This window comes from Shewanella pealeana ATCC 700345 (genome assembly GCF_000018285.1).
GTDB classification, from domain to species: domain Bacteria; phylum Pseudomonadota; class Gammaproteobacteria; order Enterobacterales; family Shewanellaceae; genus Shewanella; species Shewanella pealeana.
In genome coordinates, this window is record NC_009901.1 from 425,782 (window position 1) to 442,420 (window position 16,639).

Below are 16,639 nucleotides of genomic sequence, written 5' to 3' on the forward strand. Positions count from 1 at the left end.
TTCTTAGAATCTGAAGCAGACACTTTTGGGACTTATCCTTAAGATTTTATTATTATTTATTTAGTATCGATCATAGTGACCTGTTTTGCCACAGGTCATTATGTAGTCTCTTTTAGTTATGGCAGCATAGCAAACCCATTCAGATTTAATTGGTCATCCAATGGTTCAGGGGTATTCACTGCCTGAGTCACAGGAGCTCCTGATGATGTACTGACAATAAGTGGTCCCTCTCCGTTAGTACCCAATAAGCCGGATATAATGTCGGCTTCATTGCTACCGAATTGACCGATTAGATCGACACCATCGAGTACAATATGTTGGTCAAAACTGCCATTACCGTCTGTATCAATATTAATACTTGTTGAGCCATTTTCATCGGTAAAACTCAGATGTTGAGCTAGCTCATGAACTGTATCCCCTTGCAAAATATCGCTTAAATCTAGCTTATCTTCTGCCAAGTTAAAGTCGGTAATATGGTCTGTGGTGTCAGTGCCGTCCACTGAGTCGACAGTCCACTTGAAGGTGTCTTCCCCTAGACCACCAATCATGGTGTCGTTATCTAAGCCACCAATTAGGGTATCGTTACCACCTTGGCCAAACAGGATATCGTTACCTTCACCGCCCTCTAACGTATCGGCGCCGTCTTCGGCATTATTTGCGCCAAATAGGTGCGTATTATTAGATATGAAATCATGTATATCTTGTACCGTAACGTCAGTTGCTTGTTGGCTGGTTTCTTGTGCAACGAAGGCTTGTAGCGCGCTATAGCCTTGGCCATCGATACCATCAAATGAAACCAAGTCGCCAAAGATGATATCGTTACCTTCGCCAGCATTAACCGCGTCATCACCTTGAATAAGCTGTTGCTCTGAGCCTAGGATGACGCTGGCTAAATTGCCTACGCTAACTTTTGCCTTAACGACACCATCTGTGTCATAAGGGAGGATGTCATCCACATCGATGCTGGTTTTAATACCCACAGCTTCGACGTCAGAGATACCGGCTAACAGATCAAATGCGGCTTTAGGATTTCCCTCTTCATTGTGTTTACCGTCGGTGATGAAATACGTGAGGTTATTGCCAGCATTATTAGCCACTAAGCTGCTATTAAACCAGTCTACTGCTGCATCAAATGCATCAATATAATCGGTTTGCCCGCCACTTTTGATGTCGTTCCAGGCATCATTATCGCCCTCTATTAGGGCTTCAATATCCAGATCTTGAATGTTGACAGAGATACTTGTGATCGCCGATGTACTAAAGTCGATGACTGCAATATTAACCGTCCCCGAGTGTATGCCGGAGGTAGCAGCTTGTAGTGACTTAAAGACTTCAATTAATTGACTCTTTGCCGTATTAACTGTGTTACTCCCCATGCTGCCTGATGAGTCGAGGATAAAGGCGAAATTATAGTTCTCACCTTGAACGATCTGAATGCCTGTGGTGTCGCTGACAATGACATCATGGTCGTCAGTGCCTTGAAGGGTGTTATCGCCATCTGTTCCGCCCACAAAACCATAGTCTCGGGTCGGTATGACATCGAAATAGACTGTCGCGGTATCGGTTAAACCATCTTCATCTTGTACCGTATATTCGTAGCTAGCTGAACCGCTATAGCCAGTATCAGGGGTGAATACCACGTTACCGTCTACATCTAGCTCTACAGTGCCATTTTGGGCGTTACCAACGCTGATGATTGAGAGTAAATCACCATCAGGATCAGTATCGTTTGCAAGAATCGTGTCGGCAGTGAAGGTGAATGGAGTATCTTCAAGTACCACTACACCGTTAGCTATAATCTGATCTCCAAGCGGTGTGTAATCGCCAATTTGTTGATTGTCTTGATCGAACACCCCGAGCTCAATATTAAGCTCATAAGCTCCGCCTTGATCCCAGTAAATGACTTCAATTGAGTGAGCGCCGGGGTCAGTGATATCAAAATAGATGTGGCCGTCATCACCTGGGACACGAGTACTGGATGATTGGTTTCGAGATACTTCAGCGACGACGACACCATCGATGAGTACTGAATAACCATCATCGGCAGTGACTCTTAAGCCATAGGTTCCAGCATCTAATTGTACCGAACCTTGCATATGCAAGATGGCGTCAGAGCTGTTTCCAGGATCATTACTTAAACTTGCAGCATCATCACCTAGGAAGCTTTGTAGGCTTGTGCCTGTTCCTAGGTTGCCACCACCTTTGGCGTAGTTTAATGTCGTTGCGAAGAATGTTGCATCGGCTTCATTGTTATTAATGAAGTTTCTCACTTGTGAAACAGAGGATAGGTTTCCTCCATCAGTACTGTCGTTGTAGCTGTAATAATGGCTGTTTAATCCAGCACCAAAGTAATCATCGGTCGCAATTGGAGGTTCATTTACGTTAGTTAGCTCTATAGCCACAGTTGCTGTATCGGTTAATCCCGTAGAGTCCGTCACAATCACATCTAGAGAGAATGAACCTAAATCTGCATCGTCGATGTCTTGATTTAGGGTTATGTCACCAGAATTGGCATCGATAGTGAATACACCATTGGTAAGTGACCCCCCCTTAAAGCTATAGGTTAGGTTATCGTTTTTATCAGGATCGTCGGCAATGACAGTGCCAACAAGCGTGCCATTATTTGAATCTTCAGGTTTAAAGCCAAAGTCATAGGCATCTGTATTAGCTGCATCTCCTTTCACATCAGTGCCAGAGCGGAATTCTGGGGCTGAATCAACGGGAGTGACGTTGATAGTCAGTGTTGCTTCTGCTCCGGTATTAGTGGTGTAAGTGATAACAGGGACTTCACCGTTCCAGTGCTTATTCGGTGTGAAAGTATACTCACCGTCACTATCTAGGGTCAGCTTACCACCTTTGATATTTATAACGTTCTTACCTGCACTATGCTGTCCAGATTGGCCTGCAATTTTAAAGCTGGCTACTGTAAGTGAAGAGTCAATATAAGAATCATTGCTGAGAACATTGCCAAACGTCGCTATACCTTCTTCTGTTACTTTAAAGTCATTAATTGCAGTGGTTGTAGTATCAGGAGTGCCATTAAGATCGAGTGTTGCCGGGTCAGACACACTGCCGTCATTATCGATAACCTTATAATTAAAGCTTTCATCGACAGCACCTATTGCCGGGGTATAACTAATAGAGTCAACGACGAAACCATTATTATTATCGGTATAACTAAGCACTACGTATTGGAATGCAGTGTCTGTAGAAATGTTTAGTGTTTGAAGGGCACCACTATTTGAGTCGGAGGAGAAGACTCCACTAGCAACAAGGTTACCGTTTTCATCATATACAGACCATGCTAAGTCGCCTTGATTTGCATTTAATTCATTGACTCCAAACTGCATAGAGGTTGAACTTGTTTCTAACGATACAAGCAAAGATTCACTACCACCAATATCATCTTTACCATTTCCTGACACGCCAATTCCTGGCTTGGCTTGCCCGCCACTGGCACGAATGTTAATAAGGCCTTGAGCTGTAGAGTCGAGTGCTCCTAGATTTAAATTATCACCATTAAATAAGCGGTTATCGGTAAAGCCATAAAGATCAAAGACCTCTAAGATAGCATCGGCACCTTCAGACGCTTGGGCTGATGTATCTAAAGTCGACTCATAACTATAACTACCGTCAGAGTTTACGGTTAACTTGCCATATAAACCGTCAACAGTCGCACTGCCATTGACGAAGTCAACCCAAGAACCGTCTGCTCCCTGTATTTGATAAACAGTGGCAGGGTCGTTAGAGGTTTCGTCTACAATGATGTCATTATCAAGTAGGTCAACAGTCCCATGAGTCACGACATTAAGGCCAATTTCAAAGGTGCTGGAATCATCGTTCGCAACTGGAGATGTATCGTTAATATCTATCGTGAATGTTGAAAGAGTACCGTCAGCATTAGTGATGCTAAAGCTATCTTGATCCGATTCATTGTCACCATGGTCTCTAACTGGAGCGGTATAAACATAGCTACCATTAACAAGAGAAACAGAACCACCGAGAGCAGTGGTCCCTTCAAAACTTATGCCGTCTGGTAAGGTTAACACGTTACCAATAGTGCCTTCAGTTACTTGCCCTAAAGCTGTTTCTGTATCATGTCTAACAATCGCAAGATCTTGACTTGACTCAGATTGATTTCCAGCTTCGTCTGTTTGAGTGGCTGCTACCTTAATAACCTCGCCATCAGTTGGTGCTGTTTCAGTCCAACTAATAGTACCGTTAAGCGGATCGTAACTGAAGCCATCTACAGCAACACCATTAGTGTCTATGGCAATAATATCAATTCCATTTAGCGCCAAACTTAGGGTTAGCGTAGTAACGGACATTCCATTACTAATGGTTAGCTGCACAGTTCCATTAGATGAAAAGTCTGTTTTATCTATCTGTACTTGAACTTGCACATCGTTATCACCAATCTCTGACTCAGATAGCACCTCATTATCCGGATTATTATCGTCAATAATTTTAACGGTCGGGGCGTTAGGTGCAGCGGTATCTACGTCATAATCTTCAGTATCGGTCGCGGTGGCGCTGTTACCTGCTAAGTCGGTGCTGGTGACGCTGGCATCGATAGTTTGATCTGCGTCAGCGGCTAAGTCGCTGCCTTCAACCAAGATACTGAATTGACCTTGTGCATTAACAGAGCCCTTATACTCAACATTGTTGATAGTAAGGGTAACAATGTCGCCATCATTAAATTCACCAGTAACCACACCCGCAATGGCGATTTGCTCACCAGACTCTTGTGCATTGATGATGTCATCTGGGGTGATGTTCTCATCAAGGGTAATGGTCAAGTTGACCGGGGCGGTGGTATCTACGTCATAATCTTCAGTATCGGTTGCGGTGGCGCTGTTACCTGCTAAGTCGGTGCTGGTGACGCTGGCATCGATAGTTTGATCTGCGTCAGCGGCTAAGTCGCTGCCTTCAACCAAGATACTGAATTGACCTTGTGCATTAACAGAGCCCTTATACTCAACATTGTTGATAGTAAGGGTAACAATGTCGCCATCATTAAATTCACCAGTAACCACACCCGCAATGGCGATTTGCTCACCTGACTCTTGTGCGTTGATGATGTCATCTGGGGTGATGTTCTCATCAAGGGTAATGGCCAAGTTGACCGGGGCGGTGGTATCTACGTCATAATCTTCAGTATCGGTTGCGGTGGCGCTGTTACCTGCTAAGTCGGTGCTGGTGACGCTGGCATCGATAGTTTGATCTGCGTCAGCGGCTAAGTCGCTGCCTTCAACCAAGATACTGAATTGACCTTGTGCATTAACAGAGCCCTTATACTCAACATTGTTGATAGTAAGGGTAACAATGTCGCCATCATTAAATTCACCAGTAACCACACCCGCAATGGCGATTTGCTCACCTGACTCTTGTGCGTTGATGATGTCATCTGGGGTGATGTTCTCATCAAGGGTAATGGCCAAGTTGACCGGGGCGGTGGTATCTACGTCATAATCTTCAGTATCGGTTGCGGTGGCGCTGTTACCTGCTAAGTCGGTGCTGGTGACGCTGGCATCGATAGTTTGATCTGCGTCAGCGGCTAAGTCGCTGCCTTCAACCAAGATACTGAATTGACCTTGTGCATTAACAGAGCCCTTATACTCAACATTGTTGATAGTAAGGGTAACAATGTCGCCATCATTAAATTCACCAGTAACCACACCCGCAATGGCGATTTGCTCACCTGACTCTTGTGCGTTGATGATGTCATCTGGGGTGATGTTCTCATCAAGGGTAATGGTCAAGTTGACCGGGGCAGTGGTATCTACGTCATAATCTTCAGTATCGGTTGCGGTGGCGCTGTTACCTGCTAAGTCGGTGCTGGTGACGCTGGCATCGATAGTTTGATCTGCGTCAGCGGCTAAGTCGCTGCCTTCAACCAAGATACTGAATTGACCTTGTGCATTAACAGAGCCCTTATACTCAACATTGTTGATAGTAAGGGTAACAATGTCGCCATCATTAAATTCACCAGTAACCACACCCGCAATGGCGATTTGCTCACCTGACTCTTGTGCATTGATGATGTCATCTGGGGTGATGTTCTCATCAAGGGTAATGGTCAAGTTGACTGGGGCGGTGGTATCTACGTCATAATCTTCAGTATCGGTTGCGGTGGCGCTGTTACCTGCTAAGTCGGTGCTGGTGACGCTGGCATCGATAGTTTGATCTGCGTCAGCGGCTAAGTCGCTGCCTTCAACCAAGATACTGAATTGACCTTGTGCATTAACAGAGCCCTTATACTCAACATTGTTGATAGTAAGGGTAACAATGTCGCCATCATTAAATTCACCAGTAACCACACCCGCAATGGCGATTTGCTCACCAGACTCTTGTGCATTGATGATGTCATCTGGGGTGATGTTCTCATCAAGGGTAATGGTCAAGTTGACCGGGGCGGTGGTATCTACGTCATAATCTTCAGTATCGGTTGCGGTGGCGCTGTTACCTGCTAAGTCGGTGCTGGTGACGCTGGCATCGATAGTTTGATCTGCGTCAGCGGCTAAGTCGCTGCCTTCAACCAAGATACTGAATTGACCTTGTGCATTAACAGAGCCCTTATACTCAACATTGTTGATAGTAAGGGTAACAATGTCGCCATCATTAAATTCACCAGTAACCACACCCGCAATGGCGATTTGCTCACCTGACTCTTGTGCGTTGATGATGTCATCTGGGGTGATGTTCTCATCAAGGGTAATGGCCAAGTTGACCGGGGCGGTGGTATCTACGTCATAATCTTCAGTATCGGTTGCGGTGGCGCTGTTACCTGCTAAGTCGGTGCTGGTGACGCTGGCATCGATAGTTTGATCTGCGTCAGCGGCTAAGTCGCTGCCTTCAACCAAGATACTGAATTGACCTTGTGCATTAACAGAGCCCTTATACTCAACATTGTTGATAGTAAGGGTAACAATGTCGCCATCATTAAATTCACCAGTAACCACACCCGCAATGGCGATTTGCTCACCTGACTCTTGTGCGTTGATGATGTCATCTGGGGTGATGTTCTCATCAAGGGTAATGGTCAAGTTGACTGGGGCGGTGGTATCTACGTCATAATCTTCAGTATCGGTTGCGGTGGCGCTGTTACCTGCTAAGTCGGTGCTGGTGACGCTGGCATCGATAGTTTGATCTGCGTCAGCGGCTAAGTCGCTGCCTTCAACCAAGATACTGAATTGACCTTGTGCATTAACAGAGCCCTTATACTCAACATTGTTGATAGTAAGGGTAACAATGTCGCCATCATTAAATTCACCAGTAACCACACCCGCAATGGCGATTTGCTCACCTGACTCTTGTGCGTTGATGATGTCATCTGGGGTGATGTTCTCATCAAGGGTAATGGCCAAGTTGACCGGGGCGGTGGTATCTACGTCATAATCTTCAGTATCGGTTGCGGTGGCGCTGTTACCTGCTAAGTCGGTGCTGGTGACGCTGGCATCGATAGTTTGATCTGCGTCAGCGGCTAAGTCGCTGCCTTCAACCAAGATACTGAATTGACCTTGTGCATTAACAGAGCCCTTATACTCAACATTGTTGATAGTAAGGGTAACAATGTCGCCATCATTAAATTCACCAGTAACCACACCCGCAATGGCGATTTGCTCACCTGACTCTTGTGCGTTGATGATGTCATCTGGGGTGATGTTCTCATCAAGGGTAATGGTCAAGTTGACTGGGGCGGTGGTATCTACGTCATAATCTTCAGTATCGGTAGCGGTGGCGCTGTTACCTGCTAAGTCGGTGCTGGTGACGCTGGCATCGATAGTTTGATCTGCGTCAGCGGCTAAGTCGCTGCCTTCAACCAAGATACTGAATTGACCTTGTGCATTAACAGAGCCCTTATACTCAACATTGTTAATAGTAAGGGTAACAATGTCGCCATCATTAAATTCACCAGTAACCACACCCGCAATGGCGATTTGCTCACCTGACTCTTGTGCGTTGATGATGTCATCTGGGGTGATGTTCTCATCAAGGGTAATGGTCAAGTTGACTGGGGCGGTGGTATCTACGTCATAATCTTCAGTATCGGTAGCGGTGGCGCTGTTACCTGCTAAGTCGGTGCTGGTGACGCTGGCATCGATAGTTTGATCTGCGTCAGCGGCTAAGTCGCTGCCTTCAACCAAGATACTGAATTGACCTTGTGCATTAACAGAGCCCTTATACTCAACATTGTTAATAGTAAGGGTAACAATGTCGCCATCATTAAATTCACCAGTAACCACACCCGCAATGGCGATTTGCTCACCTGACTCTTGTGCGTTGATGATGTCATCTGGGGTGATGTTCTCATCAAGGGTAATGGTCAAGTTGACTGGGGCGGTGGTATCTACGTCATAATCTTCAGTATCGGTAGCGGTGGCGCTGTTACCTGCTAAGTCGGTGCTGGTGACGCTGGCATCGATAGTTTGATCTGCGTCAGCGGCTAAGTCGCTGCCTTCAACCAAGATACTGAATTGACCTTGTGCATTAACAGAGCCCTTATACTCAACATTGTTGATAGTAAGGGTAACAATGTCGCCATCATTAAATTCACCAGTAACCACACCCGCAATGGCGATTTGCTCACCTGACTCTTGTGCGTTGATGATGTCATCTGGGGTGATGTTCTCATCAAGGGTAATGGCCAAGTTGACCGGGGCGGTGGTATCTACGTCATAATCTTCAGTATCGGTTGCGGTGGCGCTGTTACCTGCTAAGTCGGTGCTGGTGACGCTGGCATCGATAGTTTGATCTGCGTCAGCGGCTAAGTCGCTGCCTTCAACCAAGATACTGAATTGACCTTGTGCATTAACAGAGCCCTTATACTCAACATTGTTGATAGTAAGGGTAACAATGTCGCCATCATTAAATTCACCAGTAACCACACCCGCAATGGCGATTTGCTCACCTGACTCTTGTGCGTTGATGATGTCATCTGGGGTGATGTTCTCATCAAGGGTAATGGTCAAGTTGACTGGGGCGGTGGTATCTACGTCATAATCTTCAGTATCGGTTGCGGTGGCGCTGTTACCTGCTAAGTCGGTGCTGGTGACGCTGGCATCGATAGTTTGATCTGCGTCAGCGGCTAAGTCGCTGCCTTCAACCAAGATACTGAATTGACCTTGTGCATTAACAGAGCCCTTATACTCAACATTGTTGATAGTAAGGGTAACAATGTCGCCATCATTAAATTCACCAGTAACCACACCCGCAATGGCGATTTGCTCACCTGACTCTTGTGCATTGATGATGTCATCTGGGGTGATGTTCTCATCAAGGGTAATGGTCAAGTTGACTGGGGCGGTGGTATCTACGTCATAATCTTCAGTATCGGTTGCGGTGGCGCTGTTACCTGCTAAGTCGGTGCTGGTGACGCTGGCATCGATAGTTTGATCTGCGTCAGCGGCTAAGTCGCTGCCTTCAACCAAGATACTGAATTGACCTTGTGCATTAACAGAGCCCTTATACTCAACATTGTTGATAGTAAGGGTAACAATGTCGCCATCATTAAATTCACCAGTAACCACACCCGCAATGGCGATTTGCTCACCTGACTCTTGTGCGTTGATGATGTCATCTGGGGTGATGTTCTCATCAAGGGTAATGGTCAAGTTGACTGGGGCGGTGGTATCTACGTCATAATCTTCAGTATCGGTAGCGGTGGCGCTGTTACCTGCTAAGTCGGTGCTGGTGACGCTGGCATCGATAGTTTGATCTGCGTCAGCGGCTAAGTCGCTGCCTTCAACCAAGATACTGAATTGACCTTGTGCATTAACAGAGCCCTTATACTCAACATTGTTAATAGTAAGGGTAACAATGTCGCCATCATTAAATTCACCAGTAACCACACCCGCAATGGCGATTTGCTCACCTGACTCTTGTGCGTTGATGATGTCATCTGGGGTGATGTTCTCATCAAGGGTAATGGTCAAGTTGACTGGGGCGGTGGTATCTACGTCATAATCTTCAGTATCGGTAGCGGTGGCGCTGTTACCTGCTAAGTCGGTGCTGGTGACGCTGGCATCGATAGTTTGATCTGCGTCAGCGGCTAAGTCGCTGCCTTCAACCAAGATACTGAATTGACCTTGTGCATTAACAGAGCCCTTATACTCAACATTGTTGATAGTAAGGGTAACAATGTCGCCATCATTAAATTCACCAGTAACCACACCCGCAATGGCGATTTGCTCACCTGACTCTTGTGCGTTGATGATGTCATCTGGGGTGATGTTCTCATCAAGGGTAATGGCCAAGTTGACCGGGGCAGTGGTATCTACGTCATAATCTTCAGTATCGGTTGCGGTGGCGCTGTTACCTGCTAAGTCGGTGCTGGTGACGCTGGCATCGATAGTTTGATCTGCGTCAGCGGCTAAGTCGCTGCCTTCAACCAAGATACTGAATTGACCTTGTGCATTAACAGAGCCCTTATACTCAACATTGTTGATAGTAAGGGTAACAATGTCGCCATCATTAAATTCACCAGTAACCACACCCGCAATGGCGATTTGCTCACCTGACTCTTGTGCATTGATGATGTCATCTGGGGTGATGTTCTCATCAAGGGTAATGGTCAAGTTGACTGGGGCGGTGGTATCTACGTCATAATCTTCAGTATCGGTTGCGGTGGCGCTGTTACCTGCTAAGTCGGTGCTGGTGACGCTGGCATCGATAGTTTGATCTGCGTCAGCGGCTAAGTCGCTGCCTTCAACCAAGATACTGAATTGACCTTGTGCATTAACAGAGCCCTTATACTCAACATTGTTGATAGTAAGGGTAACAATGTCGCCATCATTAAATTCACCAGTAACCACACCCGCAATGGCGATTTGCTCACCTGACTCTTGTGCGTTGATGATGTCATCTGGGGTGATGTTCTCATCAAGGGTAATGGCCAAGTTGACCGGGGCAGTGGTATCTACGTCATAATCTTCAGTATCGGTTGCGGTGGCGCTGTTACCTGCTAAGTCGGTGCTGGTGACGCTGGCATCGATAGTTTGATCTGCGTCAGCGGCTAAGTCGCTGCCTTCAACCAAGATACTGAATTGACCTTGTGCATTAACAGAGCCCTTATACTCAACATTGTTGATAGTAAGGGTAACAATGTCGCCATCATTAAATTCACCAGTAACCACACCCGCAATGGCGATTTGCTCACCTGACTCTTGTGCATTGATGATGTCATCTGGGGTGATGTTCTCATCAAGGGTAATGGTCAAGTTGACTGGGGCGGTGGTATCTACGTCATAATCTTCAGTATCGGTTGCGGTGGCGCTGTTACCTGCTAAGTCGGTGCTGGTGACGCTGGCATCGATAGTTTGATCTGCGTCAGCGGCTAAGTCGCTGCCTTCAACCAAGATACTGAATTGACCTTGTGCATTAACAGAGCCCTTATACTCAACATTGTTGATAGTAAGGGTAACAATGTCGCCATCATTAAATTCACCAGTAACCACACCCGCAATGGCGATTTGCTCACCTGACTCTTGTGCGTTGATGATGTCATCTGGGGTGATGTTCTCATCAAGGGTAATGGCCAAGTTGACCGGGGCGGTGGTATCTACGTCATAATCTTCAGTATCGGTTGCGGTGGCGCTGTTACCTGCTAAGTCGGTGCTGGTGACGCTGGCATCGATAGTTTGATCTGCGTCAGCGGCTAAGTCGCTGCCTTCAACCAAGATACTGAATTGACCTTGTGCATTAACAGAGCCCTTATACTCAACATTGTTGATAGTAAGGGTAACAATGTCGCCATCATTAAATTCACCAGTAACCACACCCGCAATGGCGATTTGCTCACCAGACTCTTGTGCGTTGATGATGTCATCTGGGGTGATGTTCTCATCAAGGGTAATGGTCAAGTTGACCGGGGCTGTCGTATCAACTGTTGCAGTATCACTGTCTTGGTTAGAGGCATTGCCTGCCGCATCTGTTTGGCTGGCGGTAACTGTTATTGTCTCACCATCAGCGGGCTTGGTTTCTAACAGATAGATAACGCCATTATCGTAGATGTAATCATGGGCAGGGCTACCGTCGGTGAATTGCAATTCACCATTCACAAGCTTAAGTTCAATGGTTTCTATACTGTCACCATTTGCGATACTAATGGTAACTAGGCCACCAGATTCGAACTCATCGCCATCAATGGTTATTGAAACCTCTACTCCATCATGTCCCCAGAGTTCAGCTTTAGAAAGTAACTCATCGTTGTTTACATCACTTTCAATGGTAACTATTGGTGCATCAACCACTGAAAAATCGACACTATAGCTTTCACTGTCCGTAGCTGTGTTACTGTTACCTGCGCTATCCGTTACTGTGATAGAGGCCGTGATATTTGTGCTATCAGCTACTGTTAATAGGCTGGCATCTATACTCGTGGCGAATCCAAGGACTCCGTCGCCTAGATCAATGACTAAAGCTGTAGTAAGAACGGTTCCATCTAAGCTTAATGTGACAGTGTCTCCAATTTGGACATCACCGTCTACTGTTCCACTTAGGGTTACAGAGTCAGCGGCTTCTTCACTATTAATGATATTGTCGTCGCCGATAATAATGGCTGATAGATCAATATTTACTGTAGGTAGGGTGATATCAACTGTTGCTGTATCACTATGTTCGCTGGATGTGTTACCTACAGCGTCAGCTTGAGTAGCTGTAACTGTGATAGATTCGTCATGATTTGGTCTGTATTCTGAAAAAGAAATAGTACCATTCTCATATTCAAAACCAATTGCTGGGCTGCCGTCGAGGAATTGCAATTCACCGTTAACTAACTGTAGTTCAATGCTTTCAGTGCTATCCCCGTTCTCAATTGTAATAGCAACAATACCGCCAACTTCAAATTTTCCGCCATCAATTTCTATCGATATCTTAATTTCGCCACGATCATGCCAGTCTGTTTGTGTGAGTTCAGCTCTAGAAAGAAGTTCATCATTATTAATATCGTTCAGAATAGTAACTATAGGTGCAGTTATAGTTGAAGTATCAACACTGTAGCTTTCACTGTCACTTGCAGTGCTGCTATTTCCTGCTGCATCAGTGGCGTTAACAGTGGCTGTAATCGTCGTTGTTTCACCATTTACTAAAATACTCGCATCGACAGCAGTATTAAATCCAAGTTCGCCATCGCCTAGATCAATGACTGTCGTGGTAATGATGGTATTGCCATCTAAGGTGAGAGTTATTGTGTCACCAACTTGGGCATTACCACCTACAGTCCCACTTAGGGTGACTGTACCACTGGCTTCATCACTATTTATAACGTTATCTGAGCCGATGACTATTTGATCGAGGTCGATACTCGCTTCTGCAAGAGTGTCAATAACTGCAGAGTCTGAACCGGGGGCGGAGGTGTTCCCGGCTTGATCTGTAACTGTGGCTGTGACAACGATTTCATTCCCTTCCCCTGGGGAAGGAAGAGTCAGATCTACCGAATTTGCATCAATATTATCTTGGGTGAGAGTAATATCGACACCATTAACAGTTAGTGTGTCTCCGGCAATAGCGCCTGTTGTGGTTAAGCCGATAGTGATATCTATAGTTGATGCTTCACCAAGTTCATCAAAGTTGATAAATGCATCATTATTTGCATCTGTAACTATCGTTACTTGCGGTGATCCGTCAATGGCTGGCGTTACTTCCAGCGTTAACGTTGCACTTTCACCCGTATTAGTTGTGTAGGTGATAACCGGGACTTCGCCATTCCAGTTATCATTTGGCGTGAATGTATAGCTACCATCAGTGTTGATAACCAGTTCGCCACCTTCGACTTTAACTATGCTTCCCGCAGGGTATTGTTGATCTTCGACCTCAAAAGAGCTGACTGTTAGCTCATCATCTAGATCTGAGTCATTATCTAGAACGTTGCCACTTGCTACAGAATCTTCATCAATCGTCTGAGTGTCATCTTGGACGATACTCATCAGATCGTAGTCTTCAGTCGTTGATGCCTCGCCACGCTCGCCATTATGACCAAAGCCATGAACAACAGCTTCAACCACAGTGTCAGCGTCTAGTAATAGTTCAGAGCCTTCCACAGTAATAGAGAAACTACCATCTTCGTTCATCAGAGTTTGGTAGTCAGTGCCGTTTATGCTGATGACTACAATGCCTATGGTTATTGCGGCATCGGCGTTAACTGTACCTGTAATGGTGACGTTTTGCTCGCCCTCATCAGTCGTAATGACGTTGTCACCGGTAATAGGGTCTAGATCGATACTGACATCCGCATTTGCTGGACTATCGTTATCGAAAATACGTAATGTACCTTGTGAGTCAGCTAGTTGTGCATTGGTTGGATCTGACAAATTGATAAGAGCAAACTCAGGGTTTGGGCTCTCTACAATAAGATCATCGACAATTGGCACGGTAATGAATGCTGTGGTTTGTCCTGGAAGGAAGGTAACAGTGCCTGAGACTTCGATAAAGTCTTCACCAAAGAATGCCGATAGCTCTTCACTAGAATAATTTACGGTAATAGTTTCGTCACTTGGCTCGCTCAAGCTTAGGGTAAATACCGCGTTTTCCATGCCTTCGACTGCGATAGCGTAGTCTATGTTAATCAGTGGCAGATCGCTGCCTGCGGCGTCATTATCAAAAATCGCGAACTCTAATAGCTCGTCATATACGTTCTCACCAGTGACTGTCGCTCTAAAGTACTCGGTTGGTTCAATTTGAGCGTCATCAAAAATAGGGACGCGGATCATCACGCTGTTATCGCCTGCCGATAATTCAAAGCCAAACACTGGGCGAGGAATGCTACCGCTATAGTCGATAGAGGTGACCGTCATTGCCTGCCAAGTTAAGCCACCATCATTTGAGTACTGAATTGGAACCGTATAATCATCGGCATATTCGGCAATCGGAACTCCTAATTGCTCGCTAAGAAGTTCACTGGTGAAAGTGATTTCTAATAGGGAGTCTTGTTCAAATACGAGTTCACTGTTTAGTGTGAATTGGTTAAAGCCATCAGCTTCAGAAACATCAGGAATATCAGCAGATAAATGCGACTTGAACTGATCTTGAGTCGATGAGGTCACTTCTCTAAATGCGGTCCAATCTTCAACGCGATAATCGAGCGTTAGGCCTTCGAGATCATATTGGTCTACACCGTCATTCAAGATAATGCTGTAGTTACCGTCTCCTAAATCCACTAAGGTTCCGATCTCTTCAAAGTCGGCACTCAAGCGCACATTTTTTACGATTAGGTTTTCGGTAATAACCTGGTGAGCGGTTGCGCCCTCAAGTAAGTCTTCTGCTGAAAAAGTAATACTTCCATCTAATTCGTTATAGTTATACGTGACTAGGCCGCCAGGTACTTCAAGCACGTCAACGGTTCGTTCGTCCGCTGCGTCAGGGGCTCGGTCACCAGCTAGCTCTTCAATGGTATCGGCTACGTGACCCATGGCTAAGCTTTCGAAAACGTTTTGCTCATCGGGAGAACGTTCTGAATCACGAGTAAACTCAATGCCAAGTTGTGCCAGCGCTTGAGATAACATCTCTTTACCAGCGGTGGCAATATTGAGCGGCTCGCCAGTCGTTGGATCGATGTAATTGCTTAGTGCTTCATGGATTGCAGTTGAGATATTGATGTTTGAACCATAGCTAGCATCAAGATTAACTAAGCTATTGGTTTGTAATATGCCGTCATCTGTACCATCACTAAGGTCGTTATCCAGCGCCTGTAGAAAAATAGCCATATTTTCTACGTAATTGAGGTTGCTATCGGCGAGTGAGGTGCCTGCTATATCTTGTAAAAATAAGATGGAGCCTTGAATCGCATCGGCACTAAAGTTCGCTATGGTGACATTACCTATGGTGAAGGTAATAGTATCGCCTTCACGGTAGCTAAATGAGCCATCTGAGCCTGAATCTCCAGTCAGTCCAGTGAGGCCTGATGATGTCGTGTAGGCTACGCCATTGACAAAGTTATCGGTGAGCTGGGCCGTTTGAATAGAGCTGTCTATATCTGTATTTGATTCAGGGTTATTTAGCGATAGGTTGGCAACTAACGGTGATGTAGTCTGTCCAGATGTATCGTGGCCAGCATTGGCTACGGTTTCCGCACCTCCACGAGCAATTGAAACGTGGCTTGAGCCACCTTCATTGCCTGCTTGGTTACCAGCTGCTGTATCTGGGCCGTCGGTAGGGTCTTCTCCAGAGGCTATTAACGCTTGGATTTCTTCGATTTCACTTAGGGCCTCATCTTCAGCTGATAGAGGCTCACTATTCGAGTCTGGTGTATTCGTTGAAGGGGCTGATGAGAGAGAGCTGCCATCATCCAATAAGATTTCGACATAGCTATCTTCCGCTATCGATATATTGGTTCCTGCAGGAATTGATTCACCTTCACTAAGCTGCTTAAGACTGCCGTTAATATTAGCGGTCACCATGCCATTTAGGTTTTGAATATGTCCAGCTTGTGTTGTGATGATCGATTTCATTGCCATGCTCCCTGCAAAAGACAAACCGTTGCAAATGCGAAATTAAAGTTACCCAATATTGCGTAATGTTATCGAAATGGTAAGTTCTGGTCAATTTATTGACACTTTATCTGTGTTTTTTTAAAAGAATAAAAATTGAGATGCTAGTAAAGGGGGGGAATAAATATGACAAAGACCACTAGATATAGTGGCCT

The 16,639-nt window shown here is 45.6% G+C and carries 1 protein-coding gene; it reads right to left on the minus strand.

The window, feature by feature from the left end; translation table 11 throughout:
* Positions 1-116 precede the first annotated feature (116 nt).
* Positions 117-16,445 (minus strand): Ig-like domain-containing protein, encoded by a 16,329-nt coding sequence (locus tag SPEA_RS23010; protein WP_041410778.1) that lies wholly within the window; start codon positions 16,443-16,445, stop codon positions 117-119.
* Between the last annotated feature and the right edge of the window lie 194 nt (positions 16,446-16,639).